At 43.8% G+C, this 20417-nt stretch carries 15 protein-coding genes and 1 riboswitch; of the genes, 1 reads left to right on the plus strand and 14 read right to left on the minus strand.

Annotated elements, in window-relative coordinates; translation table 11 throughout:
• Window positions 1-16: 16 nt before the first annotated feature.
• The 3 genes from BQ7344_RS07905 to BQ7344_RS07915 form a co-directional block, all read right to left on the minus strand.
• Window positions 17-1993 (minus strand): hybrid sensor histidine kinase/response regulator, encoded by a 1977-nt coding sequence (locus BQ7344_RS07905; protein WP_072522137.1) that lies wholly within the window; start codon window positions 1991-1993, stop codon window positions 17-19.
• A gap of 29 nt (window positions 1994-2022) precedes the next feature.
• Window positions 2023-4077, minus strand: coding sequence for an ATP-binding protein (locus BQ7344_RS07910; RefSeq protein ID WP_072522138.1), 2055 nt, complete (start codon window positions 4075-4077; stop codon window positions 2023-2025).
• Window positions 4078-4209: 132 nt separating this feature from the next.
• Complete coding sequence (locus BQ7344_RS07915; RefSeq protein ID WP_072523389.1) at window positions 4210-7356, minus strand: response regulator; 3147 nt, start codon at window positions 7354-7356, stop codon at window positions 4210-4212.
• A gap of 317 nt (window positions 7357-7673) precedes the next feature.
• On the opposite strand from BQ7344_RS07915, the gene BQ7344_RS07920 reads away from it, so the two are divergent.
• A complete protein-coding gene (locus BQ7344_RS07920) occupies window positions 7674-8195 on the plus strand; it encodes a hypothetical protein (protein WP_072522139.1) in 522 nt (173 codons plus the stop codon).
• Window positions 8196-8326: 131 nt separating this feature from the next.
• Here the strand turns inward: BQ7344_RS07920 and BQ7344_RS07925 are convergent, their stop codons facing one another.
• From BQ7344_RS07925 to BQ7344_RS07980, 11 genes are all read right to left on the minus strand, one after another.
• Window positions 8327-9163 (minus strand): metal ABC transporter permease, encoded by an 837-nt coding sequence (locus BQ7344_RS07925; protein WP_072522140.1) that lies wholly within the window; start codon window positions 9161-9163, stop codon window positions 8327-8329.
• A gap of 1 nt (window position 9164) precedes the next feature.
• Window positions 9165-9875: a metal ABC transporter ATP-binding protein gene (locus BQ7344_RS07930; protein ID WP_072522141.1), complete on the minus strand. Its 711-nt coding sequence runs from the start codon at window positions 9873-9875 to the stop codon at window positions 9165-9167.
• Between the two features lie 15 nt (window positions 9876-9890).
• Entirely contained in the window at window positions 9891-10898 is a 1008-nt protein-coding gene (locus BQ7344_RS07935) for a metal ABC transporter substrate-binding protein (RefSeq protein ID WP_072522142.1), read from the minus strand.
• A gap of 126 nt (window positions 10899-11024) precedes the next feature.
• Complete coding sequence (locus BQ7344_RS07940; RefSeq protein WP_072522143.1) at window positions 11025-11483, minus strand: Fur family transcriptional regulator; 459 nt, start codon at window positions 11481-11483, stop codon at window positions 11025-11027.
• Window positions 11484-11693: 210 nt separating this feature from the next.
• Window positions 11694-13322: a phosphoenolpyruvate--protein phosphotransferase gene (gene ptsP / locus BQ7344_RS07945; protein ID WP_072522144.1), complete on the minus strand. Its 1629-nt coding sequence runs from the start codon at window positions 13320-13322 to the stop codon at window positions 11694-11696.
• A gap of 60 nt (window positions 13323-13382) precedes the next feature.
• The gene (locus BQ7344_RS07950) at window positions 13383-13640 is read right to left on the minus strand and encodes an HPr family phosphocarrier protein (RefSeq protein ID WP_015541834.1); all 258 of its coding nucleotides are present in this window, start codon (window positions 13638-13640) and stop codon (window positions 13383-13385) included.
• Window positions 13641-13672: 32 nt separating this feature from the next.
• On the minus strand, window positions 13673-14512 hold the full coding sequence (locus tag BQ7344_RS07955; RefSeq protein WP_072522145.1) for a PRD domain-containing protein: 840 nt from the start codon (window positions 14510-14512) through the stop codon (window positions 13673-13675).
• Window positions 14513-14540: 28 nt separating this feature from the next.
• Complete coding sequence (locus BQ7344_RS07960) at window positions 14541-16709, minus strand: PTS sugar transporter subunit IIABC (protein WP_072522146.1); 2169 nt, start codon at window positions 16707-16709, stop codon at window positions 14541-14543.
• A gap of 298 nt (window positions 16710-17007) precedes the next feature.
• On the minus strand, window positions 17008-17616 hold the full coding sequence (locus BQ7344_RS07965) for an NUDIX hydrolase (RefSeq protein WP_072523390.1): 609 nt from the start codon (window positions 17614-17616) through the stop codon (window positions 17008-17010).
• Window positions 17617-17705: 89 nt separating this feature from the next.
• Window positions 17706-18341 (minus strand): ECF transporter S component, encoded by a 636-nt coding sequence (locus BQ7344_RS07970; RefSeq protein ID WP_072522147.1) that lies wholly within the window; start codon window positions 18339-18341, stop codon window positions 17706-17708.
• 140 nt (window positions 18342-18481) lie between these two features.
• A riboswitch (FMN riboswitch) is annotated at window positions 18482-18630 on the minus strand.
• 796 nt (window positions 18631-19426) lie between these two features.
• A complete protein-coding gene (locus tag BQ7344_RS07980) occupies window positions 19427-20407 on the minus strand; it encodes an ABC transporter permease (RefSeq protein ID WP_015541830.1) in 981 nt (326 codons plus the stop codon).
• Window positions 20408-20417 lie beyond the last annotated feature (10 nt).

Genomic DNA, 20417 nt, shown 5'->3' on the forward strand with positions numbered 1-20417 from the left:
ATATGAGATAAAAACGTTACAGATTTTTCATAATCGTTCGGAACAGCTCTGAAATTTCAACCGGTTTCGCAACGTAATCATCCATTCCAGCGGCTAGTGCTGCTTGACGGTCTTCTTCAAAAGCATTGGCTGTCATGGCAATGATCGGAATCTTCGCCCGTTCATCTGTCAGTTTCCGGATTGCTTTCGTTGCCTCATAACCATTCATATTCGGCATCTGAATATCCATCAAAATCGCATCATAATAACCAGCCGGCACATCTTGCAGCTTATCAACCGCAATCTTCCCATCCGCAGCAAGCTCTACCTCCGCATCTGCATCCTGAAGGATCGTCATGGCGATTTCCGCATTCAATCCATTATCTTCTGCCAGAAGAAGCCTTCTTCCTGCCAGCGATACATTTTCCGGCTGTTCTTCCATCTGCTGCTGTAATTCTTCCTCCGGTATCTTTCTGCATGAAATTTCGACAGTAAAACAGGTACCTTTCCCGGGTTCACTTTTTACAGAAATGTCGCCATTCATAAGATCTACAAATGATTTCACGATACGAAGTCCCAGACCTGTTCCAATAATGCCGCTCTCAGAGGAGCTCCGCTCACGCGTAAATGCATCAAAAATATATGGTACATATTCTTTGCTGATACCGATGCCATTGTCTGACACACGGATTTGCAAAGTCATAAAACCATCCAGAGCTGACGGTTTTTCTTCAATATCAAGAACTATCTTGCCACCCTCCGATGTATATTTCACTGCGTTACTCAAAAGGTTCATAATGATCTCTCGGATTTTCAGGGCATCGCAGTATACGTTTGCATGCCGAATATTTACATTTCTGTTTACAGTCAGCTGCTTACGTGAAATCTCTCCGTCAAGAAGGATGTCCAGTGTCTCCTCAAGCTTCATCAGATTCCACGGTGCTTCATTCAGTGTTTCTTTACCACTTTCAATACGTGCGATCTCAAGCACATTGCCGATCAGCGCAAGCAAAAACTGGCTTGCGCCTTTCAGCTTTTGCAGATAGTTTGTTGTTACTTCTTTTTCGCCCCAGTGTGCTTCCATCAGCTCCGCATAACCAATGATCGCATTCATTGGTGTACGCAGATCATGGGACATTGCAAACAGAAAAGACGATTTCGCACGGCTTCCCTCCTCCGCACGGTGAAGGGCATTTTTGAGCATCACCATATCAGACACATCCACAAACGTAGTAAGTACTGCCCTCTCACCCGTCGGAATGTGGACAACTTTCGTTTTGGCAAGTGCATGACATTCGTTTGCCTTACCCTTACCGATAATGCACTCATAATCCACCATATCATCTTCATTTCGAAGCTTTTTCAGTTGATTGAGCACCTCCGAATCCGGATAATAAACCTGCCTCAGAAGCGGCCCGAGCTCCCTCTGTGCAGCTTCGACACTCTCAATCCCATACATTCTCAGCGCCTCTGCATTCATATGTATGACCTTGTGTCCCGGCATTGTATATGCAAGGACACCGCAGTTTTCTATATCAAGCAATTCTTTATAATAAATATCCTGACGCAGTTTTTCTTTGCGCAGAGAATCATTCAGTTCTGCCAGGCGTCGCTCCGCCTCTTTTTCTTTTTCAATACGTACTGTCTCAGAAATATCCTGATGTATCCCGGTGACAGCCACGTATTCTGTCACCGATGTGTCTCTCGCACCACCGCAACGTACAAACCTCTCTCCGGATACCGGATGAATATAACGATAAACGATTTCCGTCCTTGCCTCTGTAAGCTTATCTGAATACTCCTGAAACAGCCGCACGTCTTCCGGATGTATACGCGAACGATGAAAGACAAATCTCTCTTCCGGTGTGATCTCTCTGTCGATTCCAAGCAGTTCATCCATCACTTCATCCGCATAAAATCTCGGTGGCTTTCCTTCTTCCATTTCCACACGCCACATTCCCATTCGGGATGCACGCAGAATTGCTTTTATATTTACCTCTTCCCGCTGCTCCATAAACAGCCCTCCCATATCTACTTTCCGACTCATTTTTTCAGAATCTGTGCCATTACCTTAAACAGCATATTCATATCTACCGGTTTGGAAACATGTGCATTCATGCCGCTTTCCAGAGCTTTCTGCCTGTCTTCTTCAAATGCATTGGCAGTCATGGCTACGATCGGAATGTCAGCCCGCGCATCATCAAGATGACGAATCAGCTTTGTTGCTTCATATCCGTCCATCTCCGGCATCTGAATATCCATGAGTATCATATCATAATAATCCTCCGGCATCTTTTTCAGCATTTCTATACATTGTTTTCCATTCGCAGCGCGTTCTGCTTTCAGACCATTTTCTTTCAGAACTGTCATTGCTATTTCGGCATTCAGCTCATTATCCTCGGCAAGCAGCACTCTTTTTCCCAGAATACTGTCTGAAATCTTCTCTTTTTCTTTTTGCTTCTCTTCCAGGATCTGTTTCTCTGAAGCAAGCTCAAATGGCAGAACAACGTTCATCTTTGTTCCGCATCCAAGCTGACTTTCAACTTCAATCGTACCTCCCATCATATCGATCAAAGATTTTACAATTGGCAGTCCGAGACCGGTACCTGTCACTTTGCTTTCTGTGCTTGTATGCTCACGTGAAAACTCTTCAAAAATATGAGGAAGATATTCTTTACTCATGCCGATGCCATTGTCCTCTACAATAATCCTGTAAGCTATATAATTTTCTTTTTCAAATGGTTCTTCTTTAACACTTACGGAGATCTTTCCGCCTTCCGAAGTATATTTCACAGAATTTCCGATGATATTGATAAAAATCTCCCGGACTTTTGTCTCATCACCAATCACATATTTATGTTGTATATCTGTTTCACATGAATATGTAATGAACTTCTTTTTCACTCCCGGCTCAAAAACATCTGTCAGAGATTCTATCAGCTCCGTCACACATCCGACTTCTTTTTTCAGAGCCAGTTTGCCACTTTCGATCCGTGCCATCTCCAGCACATAGTTGATCAGTGACAGAAGGAAATTGCTCGAACTTTTGATCTTGCCAAGATAAGCAATTGCTTTGTCCTTTTCATCTATATGTTTTTCCAGAAGCTCCGAAAAGCCAATGATTGCATTCATCGGAGTGCGGATATCATGGCTCATATTAAAAAGGAACCGTGTCTTTGCCTCGTTCGCATTTTTTGCTTCGAGAACAGCTTTTTCCAGTTCTTTTTCATGAAGCGCATCTCTGTAGCGTCTCATTTTGAATTGCAGATATATGATCATTACAATGAAAGCTGTCAGCACCGAAATGAACAGTCCCCAGAGTTTCTGAGTCATTGTCACCCATCCGTTTTCTGGTACGATCTCAAAATACCAGGTATCATTCGGAACTGTACATGCAACCTCCAATGTGTCTGTTTCCTGTAAATTGTCACACTGCACAATTACGATTTTTTCATCGTCCGTTCCTTTTTTCCATATCTGATAGTGATATCCGGCATTTTCCAGTTGATCCAGCTCCATTTTTTTGATAAATTTCTGCCAGTCTATAACAAGAATAGAAAATCCCCAGAACTTCTTACAGCCTTTGTCATCCGTTCTGTATACCGGGTCAAAAAGCAGCACACCGTTTCCTCCCTGCACCAGTTCAAACGGACCGGCAATCGTATATTCTCCGCTGTCTCTTGCCAGACGCGCTTCCGTTTTTCTTTCCGGATTTTCAATCAAGTTCAGCCCGATCACATCCTCATTTCCCTCCATAGGATATATCTGCGAAACGATTCCGTCTTTTGCAATTTCATGGACTTTTATGATATTATCTTCATCCTGCATCAGCCTGGATAATGTCGCAAACTGTTTATCACTTATCGTCAGACCTTCTTCTATACTCTTTTTGACCAGATCTGATTCCGCAAGATAACGGTTCAGCTGAACTTCAATCCTGCTTATTGTGGATTCAGCCGTATATACAGCCTTTAGTTTCTCCCTTTTTTGCTGATTCTGATTTACCAGAAACGTACAGCCAAGCATCAGAAGCAGGGTAACCAGAAAAACAAACCCGGCTCTGATTCTTATAATTTTTTTATCTTTCTTTTTATCCATAAATAGTTCCCTGATATTGTTTAATTTCAGACAGATGTATGTTTCTCCACACAATAGTCCGATGAATTCATTTTATCCTAATATCTGCACTTTTGATTGTAAAACCACAGAAAAATAATAAAGTTGTGTATTTTATTCAGTTTCTATATTTTTATGCAGTGCTGATAAAATCTTTTCTTCATTGATCGGCTTTGCAATATGTCCGTCCATTCCCGCATCCAGGCACTTGTGAATGCTGTCCTCTGATGTCTGGGCTGTCATCGCCACGATCCGGACAGTCTGTGTATCCGGACGTTTCAATGCGCGTATCCGCTGTGTTGCCTCATGACCATCCATCTCCGGCATCATCACATCCATCAGAATGACATCATAGCTTTCTGGTTCTGACGCTTCAAATAATTCAAGCGCTTCTTTTCCGTTCCATGCTTTGCTGACAGTCGCACCGAGGTCTGTCAGATAAAACTCTGCAATCTCCATGTTGATCTCATTATCTTCTGCCAGAAGGAAATGCATACCTGCCAGCGGTTTTTCTGTGCTTTCAGCTCTTTCTTCTTTCTCAGGAAGCATATCATTTACTTTGAACGGGATACGGAACACAAAGGTGCTGCCCTCACCAAGTTCACTCTCTGCCTCAATGCTTCCACCCATTTTTTCCAGCAGTGCTTTCACGATCGACATACCAAGCCCGGTGCCTTTGTAAAGGGTTCGCGCATCATTTTTTTCCTGTGTAAATGGCTGGAAAAGATGATCTCTGACAAACTCTTCACTCATTCCGATTCCGGTATCCACAAGCTTGAATTCATACCATACAGTCGTGCCATCACAGGAAAGCTCCTCGGCATACGTATCAATCCTTCCATTTGGTTTGTTGTATTTGATCGCATTGCTCAGAAGATTCAGCATAATACGACGTAGCTGCAGGGAGCTTCCACACAGTGCGGTATGTTGAATGTTTTTTCTGTATTTGTGATGTGTGATTCCCGATTCAATCAGCTGTGCATCTACCAGTGCAGCAACCTCATCCATCAGTTCACTCATATCAAAAGTATCTTCTTCAATTTCAAACATACCGGCTTCCAGCTTGCTCATATCCAGTACATCGCTTACCAGTTCCAACAGATGTTTCGTCGAAAGCCGGATCTTTTCGAGGCTGTCATCAACCTTTTCCCAGTCATTGCGGTTTTTGCGGATGATATCCACCATACCCATGATACCATTGATCGGAGTGCGGATATCATGACTCATACGGTTCATAAATTCCGTTTTTGCTTTGTTTTCAGCATCTGCTTCTTCAAACGCTATCTGCAGACGCTCTTTTTCCTGCTGCTCCTTCTCGTGGAAATCTGAAGTATTTTTGAACAGGATGATTCCATGCACAACCTTACTTTCTTTATCTGTCTTCGCATCGTATACGGTATCTCTGGACATCAGGACAGTCTTTTGTAACCATATCGGATGACCGTTTTTCCCTGTCTCACAGTATTCCACCGTAATCTGTCTCGATCCGGTCGCAAAACGCTTCAGGATTTTAAACGAAGAATCCACGATTCTGTAATTCTCCAGCGTATCTTCCGTAACGTACCGGCTTCGTCCGCTGCAGTAATCACTGTAAGAGCATGGAGTCTGCACATCATTGTCAAATTCTTTCGCCGATGTATTATAATAAACACTTTCCAGACGGTCATTTGTCAGATCAACCGTATAAACCGCATTCGCCGTCTGCAAAAGTGCCTCCGCATAGTTACCGTTCTCAACAATAGATTGCTTCAGCTGTTCATAATAACGGTTCAGGCGCATTTTCTCAACCGCAGAGTTCTCATTCTTTGTCTGAAATGGCTCAAATCCCAGAATAAAATGATGCAGTCTGCCGTCCTCAGTTCTGTTACCGGGTAGTACTGTCATTCTTCCCCGTCGAATATTTTTGTCTTTTTCATACTGATACAGCAGTTCAATTTTCTCGTCTTCCTTCAGATGTTCTGCCAGATATGCAGTCTGAAGTTCCATCCGCATTGTCTTACGGTTCTCATCTGTCCCCAGTTCCTGAATGATCTGCTCAACCGCACCTGAATAACTTCCATCCCCTGCAAGGAAAAAGTGCGAACTTGCTCTCAGCACATAATACTGATCCAAAAGCGCGTCACAGTAAATACAGTCAGAAAACTGATATCCCTTCTCTGTGATTTCCTCAAGAATACGGATATTCATCTTTTGTTTCTCAGCCGCCTCTTCTATCTTGGCACGGTTCTTGTCGATGTACATATTTTTGTCGGCAAAGCGAAACAGCTCCCGCATCGTGCTTCCCTCAAAATCACTGGAAAGCGCGTATCCCGCCGCATAGCTGATTGGCATCTCCGGATGCTGTCTGGAATACTCAGCCGACTGCTCGCGGATCTTCTTAAGACACTCACGCACTCCTGCATGATCCAGTCCCTTCAAGACAGCAATAAATTCATCACCGCCGTCACGTCCTGCAAAAAATTCATCCGGAACTGCCTTTCGGAGCTGTATCGCAAATGAACAGATGTACTCGTCTCCCTTATCATGACCAAGTGTATTGTTGATCGTTCGGAGATTATTCATGTCAAATACACACATGGCAACCTGTTCTCCATCCGGAATCGGATTTGGATCGTTGAGGATCTCCTCACATTTGTTTTTGTTCGGAAGTCCGGTCGCCTCGTCGAAGTATACCTTTTTCTGTAAGACTTTATTCTGGGCAGCAAAACGGACCGCTTTGATAAGTTCTGCACCGATGATCAGCACCAGCCCGAGGATATCCACTATAACAACTTTTTCGAGGTAATCCAGCGCCGTTGCCTTACGCTGTGAATATTCCTCAGAAAGCCCGACTGCCTCATCACAAATCTGAAAAAAACGCTCACTTTTTTCGATAATATCTGTATTTTCGTATCCCTTTTCACGGACAAGAAGTATCTCATCCCGAAGCTCTTCAAAATATCCTGCCAGTTCGTCCATTTTGCTCTGAAACTTCTGATCATCCAGACGGATAAAATTAAGCTCATCACTGCCATTTCGAAGTCCTTCTATATAAGAAGAAATCTTCTGATACATTTTGTCCTGCGGTGTCCCTGAAATTTCAAATTTTACCATTTGCTGCGTGCCACCGCGCACCAGCCCCGCATAATTTACAACTCGCGCAGTTCCCTGAATCTTGCCTACCATGGACATAATCGCAAAAAACAATACGATCAAAATGGTCGTCAGTACCATCATTGCCGCACGCAAGAAGAAAGTCTGCTTTTTCCCTTTTTTCTTCATTCTGTACCCATCCTGCCAGTATACAATTATTGCTTCCTGCAACTGATCCACAATTAATTTGCAGTTCATTTCTCATTTTCACACTTATGTTCATTATAGCCGATTTATCTTCTTTTCTCAACCTCGTCCTGCCTGTCGCTGCATACTCTATTTGACTACAAAAATCCACAGCTTTTCAGTATCTGCAGCTTCAAAATCTGCATATATATTTTATATAATTTTCATCCTCTTTTACGGCTTTTTCATTGCTTTTTGCACAACGACCTTTTATAATAAAAATTATCAATTACCACATAAATTTTTATGGAGGGAACATTATGAACGAAGAACTTTTTAACGAAGCAGCGAAATCAAACGTCCTGACAAAGAAGCTGATTGATCAACTTCAGGAAAGCATGACCTACAGCAGTATCTCCTTTATCAACTGGACTATTGAGGTTCTGACACTGATCAAAAATCGCCTGGAGCGCGGTGACCGGATCACAGATGAAGTATCCGGAAAAGTTTATACCGCAAAAACCTTCCAGAAATTTGTAAAAGAGAATTTCTCTTCCTACATCACCAGCCAGGTTTTTAAAGAAGTGGTAAAACCGGAGAAAATCTACTTCTCACTGAAGGCGTGCGACGGCGGCTACAGCCTGATTGCCGCTGATTCCGACAGTGAAAAAACTTATGCCTGGATCTCCAGCCTGAGCAAACGTTTCTCTCTTGTTGAGATGATCGCAACCGGTATCGTTTATGTCAAAGATATACGTACCGATACATATCAGCCGTTTATTTCCGGCAATGGCAAATACTGCCGCTATGACAAAGAAAAAGGAATTCTTGTAGAGATCTGATCTCCACAGGAATTCCTGCTGTAAATCAATATTTACAAAATATAATCTCAGTCGGAGTCTGAACCCTGGCTGAGATATTTTAATTTCAGATTTTTCATATCCCCGATAAAATTCTCGGATTATCCTTTCTTCTACCTGCCCGTAATTCTCCCAATCCCGTAGGAAACAAGAAATACTGCAATGTCCACTGCTACGATCGTAGAGCCAACCGGTGTTCCGGCAAGAATGGAAATCAGAATTCCCGCTGTTGCGCTAAGTACGGACATCACTGCCGCACTGACCGTAACGGAGCGGAAGGATTTAAAAAGTCTCATTGCGGACAGCGCCGGAAAGATCACAAGCGCTGAAATCAGAAGCGAACCGACCAGATTCATCGCAAGTACAATGATCACTGCGATCACAACCGCGATCAGCAGATTGTATGCATTGGCTCTCGTCCCCGCTGCTCTCGCAAAATTCTCATCAAATGTCACTGCGAAAATCTTATTGTAAAACAGAATAAAAATCGCAACAACCACAACGGAAAGAATCGCACACAGCCATACTTCGCCTTTTGTCAGGGTCAGAATAGAAGTCGAACCAAACAGCGTACTGCAAACATCCCCTGAGATATTCGGGCTTGTCGAAAAAAGGTTCATCAGAAGATAACCGATTGCAAGCGCTCCGACGGAAATCATCGCGATTGCCGCATCGCCTTTGATCCTGGTATTCTGTCCAGCACGAAGAAGAAAAATCGCACATACTACCGTCACCGGAAGAATAAACAGCATATTGTTTGTAATATTTAAGACAGATGCAATCGCCATCGCACCAAATGCCACATGAGAAAGTCCGTCACCGATAAAGGAAAATCGTTTCAGTACCAGCGTCACACCAAGAAGCGAGGAACAAAGCGCGATCAGAACACCGACGATCAGTGCATACCGAACGAACGGATACTGAAAATACATATGCAGTGTTTCAAACATCTTACTCATCCTCTCCTTCCTGTCCTGTGAATGCTTTGCCCAGACTGCTCTGCAGATACTGTTTCTTCGTTCCGAAGAAGCAGTGTTCCCCGATATGAAGAATATGTGTCGCATATTTAACTGCTGCTGCAACATCATGCGAGATCATGATGATCGTAATTCCGTCTTTTTTATTCAGGTCTTTGATCAACTGATACATTTCTGCGGTCACACGTGGATCAAGACCGGACACCGGCTCATCGAGAAGTAGGATCTTCTGTGCAGCGCAAAGTGCTCTTGCAAGAAGTACCCTCTGCTGCTGCCCGCCGGAAAGTTCACGATAACACTGATCTGCAAGATCCTGAATCATCATTTTTTCCATTGCTTTCTGTGCGACCATTTTTTCTTCTTTGTTATAGAAAGGACGCAATCCGCACCGACTCTGACACCCGGAAAGCACGATCTCACGTACCGATGCTGGAAAATCTCTCTGTACCAGTGTCTGCTGCGGCAGATAACCGATCTCGTTTTTCTTTAATCCATCACCAAGTTCAATACTTCCGCTGATTGGCGGCTGCAAATGAAGTAATGTTTTCATCAAAGTAGACTTACCGGAACCGTTTTCACCGACGATACAGAGGTAATCACCTGCATCAATGGAGAAATTCAAATCTTCCTGAATCGCCCGGTTGTCATATCCCAGTGTAAGGTTTTTGCATGTAAGCTGTGCCATTCTTGTCCCTCTTTCTTAGTTCAGTGCTTCCTTTAGAACCCCCAGATTATCTTCCATCACAGAAAGATACGTTGCTCCATCTGCAATTTCTTCTGATGTGATCGACTGCATGGAATTAAGCTGTAAAATCTTCTGATCTTTGGCTTTGGTATTCTCAATAACAGTCTGTGCAATCCGGTCATCCGATTTTTCCATCGTCAACACACTCTTAACTCCGAGTTCATCCACCTTTCCCGCAAGAAAAGTAACTGTCTTAAAACTTGCCTCGGATTCTGCGGAACATCCGGAAAATGCCGCATAATAACTGAGGTCATAATCGTCTACCAGATAACGGAATGGAAAGCGATCCGCAAACACCAGTGTTTTCTGATTTGCATTGTTAACAGTTTCCTTATATTCTTCGTCCAGCGCAGAAAGTTTTTCTTTGTAAACTTCAGCATTGGACTGATAGATTTCTTTATTCTCCGGATCCATTTCTTCAAGAGTTTCCGCAATCGCATCGCAAATCACTTCGGCATTTCTCATAGACGTCCAGACATGCTCGTCATATTCCTTTTCTTCTTCATCTTCATGATCATGGTCGTGGTCGTGATCGCTTTCCTGCATACCCTCAACTGTTTCCTCTTCTTTGATCGAATCACCAAGGACTTCCATCAGATTGATGGTCTTCATATCTTTGTTCTGCGCGGATTCCAGAGCATCCTCGATCCACTGGTCAGATTCACCGCCTACATAGATCAGAAGGTCACAGCTTGAAACCTTCATAATATCCTTGACTGCCGGCTGAAAGCTGTGGAGATCCGTACCGTTATCAAGGAGCATAGTCAGGTTCACATCATCTGCCCGGTCACCCAAAATGACTCTTGTCCAGTCATACTCCGGAAAAATGGTTGTTACAATGTTCAGTTTTTTGTCTGTTTCTTCTGTCGTCTTTGCTTCCGCTGTGTGTATTCCCGCAAAAGGAATACTGATGCTCATCACGCCCAGCAGAATTGCCAGCGAACCCATGATCCATTTTTTCATTTTCTGCTCTCTTTCTTCTATTTTTTACTTTATTGGAACATTACGGAGTAATTTCCTATAAAGTAAAGACACTTCTGCTGAATCGAATCAGCAGGTACAAATCTATCTACATACCATTCTGTCACATTATCGTGCTTTCATATGTACAGTCTCTGATGCTTCATCTTCCACACTTCTGCACTCTTCACAGATACCGTAAAAAACAGTCCTGCACGGATCCATCCGAAATCCGTGTCTGTCCATCAGATGCTGCTCCAGTTTAACCACATCCTCACAGTGAAGATGGATCAGTTTTCCACATTTTTCACATTTGCAGTGAAAACAGGAGGTCTTGTGGCAATGTTCCTCTGCCCCGAGATATTCAAAACAGGCACTGCTCGTTCCATCTACGTTGTACTTCGCAACCATCCCCTGCTCTACCATCTTTTCAAGGTTGCGGTAGACAGTCGTTGTCCCAATCGTAATCCCCTGCCCTTTAAAAAAGCAACAGACATCTGCAACCGTTACATGTGTCCCTTCTACGGTCTGCAGATAGGACAGGATCTGTTTCATCTGCTTTGTCTGATACGGCGCTTTCGTTCCCATAATATCTTCCTTCCACCGGAGTTTCCGGCAAATAAATCTATATTTTATACTTTATACAAATTGAAAACCGTTTTCATATTATAGCACATTCTGATTTTGTGTCAATATGAAAACGGTTTTCATTTTACTGTTTTTCAAAAAAATCTGCCCGACACAAAAATGCTTATACACACTTTCATATCGGACAGATATTATTTATCCACTATATTCTTATTCTTCCACATTCATCTCTCTTACAATCTTACGAAGCTTCAGAACCATGGACGGCGCTACGGAAAGCTCATCCAGTCCCATGCGTACAAACTGCTCTGTCAGAGTCGGATCTGCACCGAGTTCTCCACAGATACCTGCCCATTTGCCACACTTATGCGCATTGTCCACAACCATCTGGATCATGCGGAGAAGTGCCTCATGATGCGGGTTATAAAACTCGTCGAGTTTTTCATTCTGACGGTCGATCGCCAGAGTATACTGTGTCAGATCGTTGGTTCCGATACTGAAGAAATCAACCATCTCTGCAAGTCTGTCACTGATGATCGCTGCTGCCGGAGTTTCGATCATGATTCCCTGTTCCGGAATCTTATACTGAATTTCCTGTGCTTTCAGTTCTTCTTCCACTTCTGCAACGATCTCGTAGATACGTTTTACTTCTTCTGTAGAAGTGATCATCGGATACATGATAGAAAGATTTCCATATACAGCGGCACGGAGAAGTGCACGAAGCTGTGTCTTAAAAATCTCAGGCTGTTTCAGACAGATACGGATCGCACGGTAACCCATTGCAGGGTTGTCTTCATTTCCGAGGTTAAAATAATCTACCTGCTTGTCAGCTCCAATATCCAGTGTACGGATGATAACTTTCTTTCCTGCCATCATCTGCACTGCCTGCTTGTATGCCTGGAACTGTTCTTCCTCTGTCGGGAAATCATTTCTTCCGAGATACAGGAATTCACTTCGGAACAGTCCGATTCCGCCGGCATCGTTTTCCATTACATAACCGATATCGCCAACACTTCCGATATTTGCATAGATATTAATCTTACGGCCATCCGGAGTAATGTTTTCTTTGCCTTTGAGTTCCTGAAGAAGTTTCAGTTTTTCTTCTTCTTCCTGCATTCTGGCTTCAGTCTGTGCTTTGAGTTCTTCATCCGGCTCAAAAGTCACTTTTCCCCCAAAACCATCTACAACAGCAGTCATTCCGGTCTGAAGTTCTTCGAGATCCATCTTCACACCAATCAGTGCCGGAATGTTCATCATACGTGCAAGGATTGCGGTATGAGAGTTTGTAGAACCATGAACTGTTACAAATGCAAGGATCTTGTCCTTATCCATCTGTACAGTCTCACTCGGGCTTAAATCATCTGCAACGATCACAGACGGTTCGATCGAGCTTAAGTCCACATCTCCCTGACCACTTAAGTTGCGGACAAGACGCTCGGAAATGTCCTTAATGTCCGCGGAACGTGCTTTCATGTAATCATCATCCATGGAAGCAAACATTTCTGCAAAGTTATCGCCGGTAACTGCAACCGCATACTCGGCATTGACCTGTTCGGTGCGGATCATGTTCTGGATTGCTTCCAGATAATCCTCATCCTCCAGCATCATCTGATGTACTTCGAAGATTGCCGCGCTGGCTTCTCCGACTTCTTTGACTGCTTTGTCGTAGAGTTTCTGAAGCTGCTCCTGAGAAGCTTTCAGTGCCACGTCCACACGTGCAGCTTCTGCCTCTGCATCTTCGATTCTGGTACGTTTTACCTGATAATCATTTTTCTTAAGAACCACAACCGGTCCCATTGCGATTCCCTTATATACAGATTTTCCCTGAAAACACTGCATTTCTTACTTCCTCCCTGAATTCACATCTGCAAATAAAGTAAATATGAGTATTCCGGTGAATTATAAGTTGTTTTCAAAGAATTCCTTCAGTGATGCAACTGCTGCATCTTCATCAGCGCCGTCTACGGATACTGTTACAGTATCGCCCTGTTTTACACCAAGGGACATCAGCATCATAAGCTGTGTCAGTTTCTTAGTTTTGCCATCTTTTGTGATGGTGCATTCAGACTCGAATTTTTTGGCTTCTTTTACAAGAAGTCCTGCCGGTCTTGCGTGGATTCCCAGTTCATCTTTTATTGTGTACTCGAATGTTTTCATAATTTTATCTCCTTTTATATTATATTTTATTTTTACTCATTTACATTAGTCTCAAGCATTCTCTCAAGATGCATGGCGAGGTATCCGATCTCTATATCCGGTACCGGAAGTTTCAGGCTTTTTTCCATCTGACGGCAGATACGTTCTGCTGCCATATACGGTCCCGGAAACTTCACAGACATATATTCATTTAGATTCATTTTGAGTTTCTCACCATGAATCGCTCTTGCAACCATGTATCGTACATGGTTCATCAGACGATTATAGCCGAGAGACATGACATCGATGGAATTTCCTGTTTCCTTCTCGACCAGGGAAATACATTCTCGGACGGTTCTTGCGATTTCCATTGCCTGAGAGACATTTTCGTCTACAACTGCGGCATGTACATGAAGGGCAATATATCCGATCTCATGGTCATCGATCTCTATCTGCAGTTTTTCCTTAAGAAGCTCCCGGATACAGGATGCCACCTTATATTCTTTATAAAACATGACACGGATGTCATCTGTCAGAGGATTGCTGATCTGCTCACCATTCTGCACACGGCGGATTGCAAAATCAAGATGATCTGCCATGGTAAAAAGTATCGTGCGGTCTACTTTTTCGAATTCTTTTTCTGCCCGACTCAACACTTCATTCGCAAGCTCGAGACAGAGCGGCGAAACGGATTTGATGATATCTTTGGCGTCACCTCTCTCCGTCATCTCCTTCAGTGAATAAACCTTTGCTTCTGTGGCAACCGGCACGGTCTGTCCGACCTTTTTGCCAAAAGCCACACCTTTTCCCATAACCAGACATTCCTGATTATTTTCGTCCGAAATTCCCATAAAGGAATTGTGATTTAAAATCTTTGCTATCCTGTACAACATCCGTATCTTTTCCCCATCCGGGCGGTTCTTACTGAAGAACCTCGATCTCGAAAAGTGGCTCTCCGGCTTTGACCTGACCCTCATTCAACAGATGGATTCTCTGGTTATCCTCCAGTTCTGTACAAAGAACAGGAGAAACAATAGAAGGTGCATTTTTGCTCAGATAGTCGAGATCCAGTTTCAGCATCGGATCTCCCTTCTTCACTTCCTGACCACTTTCTACCAGTGCCTCAAATCCCTCACCATTTAATTTAACAGTATCAATTCCAACATGAATCAGCAGACTGATTCCGGATTCTGTTACAAATCCAATTGCATGTCTGGTATCAAAGACAAAGGCAACTTCTCCATCTTCCGGAGCGCGTACATACGGATCTTCCGGTGTAACCACTGCGCCGTCACCCATCATTTTCTGGGCAAAAGCCTCATCCGGTGCAGTTGCAAGATCTGCTGCCACACCTGTGATCGGGCTTGAGATCACAATGCGGTCAATGACTTTACGCTCAGCTTCTTCTTTCTGTTCACTTTCCGGTGCTGTCTCAGAAGTTTCTGCCGGTGTTTCCAGAGTGTCTGGTGCTGTTTCCAGATAATCTTCCAGATTTGATTTGATCACGGTTACATTCGGTCCGTAAATGACCTGCACACCAAGTCCCTTGTGTACGACACCGGATGCACCTGTTGCCTTTAAGATACCATCATTTACCAGAGATGCATCCTTCACTGTGCAGCGAAGACGTGTTGCACAGCAGTCTACATCGTTGATATTTTTCTTACCGCCAAGACCTCGTGTGATTGCCTCGCTGACAGGATCGGAAATCGCATCTCCGCCCTCGCCGTTCTGTGCTTCTCTGCGGGCATTTACATCAGCCTTTGTATAAAGCTTGGTTTCTACATCATCATCTTCACGACCAGGAGTTTTGAAATCGAACTTTTTGATCATGAATTTAAAAATGAAATAATATAAGAAGAAATAAATAATACCAACCGGGATAACTCTTATCCAGCTTGTCTTTGCATTTCCCTGAAGAATACCAAACAGGAAAAAGTCGAGGAGACCGCCGGAGAAAGTCAGTCCTACGGCAATATTTAACATATGTGCGATCATGTATGCCGTACCTGCCAGAACAACCTGAACAACAAACAATGCCGGAGCCACGAAAAGGAAAGAAAATTCCAGCGGCTCGGTAATTCCGGTTGCCATACATGCAAGTGCTGCAGACAGAAGAAGACCGCCTGCTGCTTTTTTCTTCTCAGGTTTTGCACACTGATACATAGCAAGTGCCGCACCCGGAAGACCGAAGATCATGAAAATGAACTCTCCGGAGAAGTATCTTGTCGCATCTGCGCTGAAATGTGCAATATTTGCAGAGTCAGCAAGCTGCGCAAAGAAAATATTCTGACCGCCCTGTACCATCTGTCCTGCTACTTCCATCGTACCGCCAACGGCTGTCTGCCAGAATGGCATATAGAATACGTGGTGCAGACCGAACGGAATCAGTGCACGTTTGATCAGGCCAAAAATCAGCGTTCCCACATAGCCGGAGCCTGTTACCAGACCGCCCAGAGCGTAAATTCCTGTCTGAACTACCGGCCATACAAAGTAAAGAAGGATTCCGACAAACATATACACGATTGTGGAAATGATCGGTACGAAACGGGTTCCTCCAAAGAATGACAGCGCATTCGGAAGCTGTATCTTGTAGAATCTGTTATGCAGGGCTGCAACTCCCAGACCTACGATAATACCGCCAAACACACCCATCTGTAAGGACTGAATACCGCAGACAGAAGTGATTGTTCCTTCCAGAACGTTTTCTGCGATCTCGCCATTATCAAGGATCTGTCCTGTGATCGTCAGCATCGCATTGATCGCAGTATTCATTACGAAAAATGCAATTACTGAGGACAAAGCTGCAACTTCTTTTTCTTTTTGTGCCATACCAATAGCAACACCAACTGCAAAGATCAGCGGAAGGTTATTAAATACTGCACTTCCGACACTGTTCATGATCACCAGCAGGGAATGAAGCAGTGTTCCGTCGCCCAGGATCTTTGTCAGTCCGTATGTCTCGATCGTCGTTGCATTTGTGAAAGAACTTCCGATACCAAGAAGAAGTCCGGCTACCGGAAGGATTGCGATCGGGAGCATAAAGCTTCTTCCTACTCGCTGTAAAACACTAAAAATCTTGTCTTTCATTTGAGACTCTCCTTCTGTATATTTTTCCAGAAGTGAGTACATATAAAAGCGCTTTTTAACCGGTTTTTGTACAAAAAAAGGCACTAATATACATAAACACTCCTTGTTATGTATAGTTAATGCCTCCTAAATCGAGTTACACACTACAACCAAACAAAATATAACATGGTCATTGAGTTTTTGTCAACCCGCTCTTTTTGTAATTTTATAGTTTTTATGATGTTTTTTATACCTTTTATGCATCAGTATATTTCGACTGCAATCCGTAATTTTCACCGGTATAATATGCAGTCTGACCTCAGTCTTCGAGGAATGCAAATGGTTCTTCGTCTTTAAGAAAGTGCATCAGCATATAGGCACACATGATCGCCACGCGTTCTTCTTTGAGGATTCGTTTTACTTCATTGCGGTCTGCCAGGACGACTTCAATTTCTTCGGTATCTTCCTGTGCTTCCTTGCTGATCTCACCGCTTGCATATCCATAAACTGTCGCGCATGATTCGTCAGTCATACCAACCGTTGTAAAGTATGGCTTTTCAAATGCCGGATTGACTTTCAGAGGTTCGAATTTCAGTCCGGTTTCTTCATACATCTCACGGACAGCCCCCTCATGAAAATCTTCGTTCGGCTCGACAAGCCCTGCCGGGAATTCATAGATGTAGTCCCCGAGTGTGTAGCGATACTGGCGCACCAGAACGACTTTGTCTCTTTTTTCTCCGTAAATGCTGTAGATAATTACACCGTCCGGATCATTGCGCCCGGTCTTAAGTTTCAATGAAGGTACATCATTTGCCCTGGATGCCACATAATATGATACCGGAGTATTGTGTATGCTGGTCGCATCTACATGATACAGATTGACAAAACAGTTGTCGGTCATTTTTTCTACATTATGAATCTTTCCCATAGGTTCCCTCTTTTCTGCATGAAGTATACCATGCATCTTTGTAAAACAGCCTGCAGCCATATGATGATACGGCCTGCAGGCTGACATGATCAGTCTCCCTTAAGGATAACACGGATTCTCTTATAAATAAAGAATACGATTACGGAAGTGAGGGTATATTTAAATAAGTTAAACGGAACGATGATCAGTACCACAAATCCAAGAAGGCTGTGTACGGAAGAATTGACTGCAGCTCCCATTTCAATAAATGCTTCGATCGGCATTCCAAATGCTTTGCCATATGCCGGAAGAAGTACAAAGGCATTCATCAGGCAGGCTGCAGCTGTTGTAAGGAGCGTTCCTGCTGCCATTCCGAGTACAGCATGTTTGCGGCTCTTTGTGTGATGCAGTCTGTAAATCAGTCCTGCCGGTACTACAAATGCGCATCCGAAAATGAAGTTTGCAAAATCACCAACTCCTGCTGTTACTGTCCCCATTGTTACAAGGTGTACCAGAACCTTTACAACTTCAATCAGAATACCTGCTACAGGTCCCATGGCAAATGTCCCAACCAGTACCGGAATCTCTGAGAAATCCAACTGGTAAAAAGATGGTGCCAGGAACGGGATCGGAAACTCAATATTCATTAATACTCCTGCCAGCGCGCCCAGCATTGCGATCTGTGTGATCGTTCTGGTGCGGCTTCTTTCCATTACGTTTCCATTTCTTAAAACCTGTTCACTCATACTTGTCTCTCCTTTGAATTGTTCTTTTTTTAAAAGAAAATTCTACGTTATGCCTTAGAAAGGTTCTGTTGGTTGGCTTTCTCATGCATAAAAAATCCCCGGAGATTTCTTCCCGGGGTAATGAGCACGTATGAATTATTCGTGTTCTTCTCTCATCCAGACTTTACTGTCGGTTCCGGAATTCTGACTTATGATCAGTCACCGGATCAGCCGCCTTACGCGGGTCGCGGACTTTACCGCCGGTAGGGAATTCTGATTTGTATTCAGTCACCCTGCCCCGAAGAATTTTCTTTTACATGACTGTATTATATATCTAACTTTATGAGATTGCAATATAAAATTGAAGATTTGTTGAGATATGACGGAAGGGGAAAACTGGCTGTTAAACATATCGGACACAGAAACGGCTGTGGGATGTTACGGAAGGCGGCATCTCATGTACAGGGACATTAAATGGTGCTACGTTTTCTATGACGTGCACGCGCCTATTTGCCGCCAGTCGCCCAAACTCGGCGGCGCCTCAAACAGTGGGCTTGATGGCGACAGCTTGCCTGCACGTCATAACGAAAGCCTCGCAAACATTTCCTGTCCTCTGCACATGAGTGCCCTTCTTCCTGATATCTCCGACAATAACGTTCCGTATCCGATATGTTTATAGCCAGCTACTCCCTTCCTGCATATTTCTGTCGTTCATCTTCCATTTTATATTGCAATGGTGCCCACCGGGGCGCGCCCCCACGGGAATCCCCAGCTTCACCCGCGGCTTCGCCGCTACCTCAGATAAAGTACGGTAAAGGGAGAAAATGAAAAACTCCGGCTGAAGATTTTCGTGAAGGTTCTCCGGTACGATCTCGCCTGAAGAACTTCGCGAAGATTCCTGATCGTACAGGTTTTTGCGTTGATACAGAAAATGCTGCTGTCTGAGCGTCAGCGAGTTCAGCATTTTCCGTATCGTTTTTAGCAAAGTTCTGTACATCATGGAATCTCAGAAGTTCTGAACTGAGTCGTATCCGGAGAAACCTTCATCGAAAATCCCACCGAAGTTTTCTCAATAATTATCCCACGTTACCGGGAATCCTTTATCCTTATCGTTCCTCTCTGAAATACGGTAATCCCAGCGCTGCCGGCGGCTGGTGTTCTTTCTTCTTTCGGAAGCTTGTAAATACAAGCACAATGATCGTTACCACATACGGCAATGCCTTAAATACCTCCTGCATGCTTCGTCCCAGTCCCGGGATATAAAGATACAGAATATACAGTGCTCCGAAAAGGAATGCACCCCAGATTGCATTCAACGGTTTCCACAATGCAAAGATTACCAACGCAACAGCCAGCCATCCGCGGTCACCGAATCCATTGTCTGTCCATGTTCCACCGGAATATTCCATTACGAAATAGAGTCCGCCAAGACCTGCAAGACCTGCGCCGATACACGTAGACAGATATTTATATTTGATAACATTAATACCTGCTGCATCCGCAGTTCCCGGATTTTCCCCAATTGCACGAAGGTTCAGTCCCGCTCTTGTTTTAAACAAGAAGAAAGACAGTACAACCGCTGCAATCACACAAAGATATGTCATAAAACCATAATTAAATAAAATATCACCGATCACCGGAATCTTTGAAAGTCCCGGAATTTTGGCTGTATAGGCACTTCCGGTCACTTTTACGGAAATCTGTCCGACACCACCTGCAAGTTTGGAAATTGAACCACCGAAGAAGTTACCAAACCCTGTACCAAAGATGGTCAGTGCAAGACCGGTTACATTCTGATTTACACGAAGCGTGATCGTCAGGATACTGTAGATCAGACCTCCGATCATAGCGCATGCAAATGCGCATACAAAAGAAATCAGTACACCTATAAAAGCATTTGGATCCGGATTGTCTTTTTCATAAAGAAAAGCTCCCATCAGTCCGGCAATACCGCCCATATACATAATTCCCGGAATACCAAGATTCAGGTTACCGGATTTTTCTGTCATAATCTCCCCAAGCGCACCATACAGAATACAGATGCCCTGGACAATAGCTTTTTGAATAAAAATTATCAGTACACTCATTGCATCTACC

Origin of the sequence: Blautia sp. Marseille-P3087 (genome assembly GCF_900120195.1) — a bacterium.
Classification (GTDB): domain Bacteria; phylum Bacillota; class Clostridia; order Lachnospirales; family Lachnospiraceae; genus Blautia_A.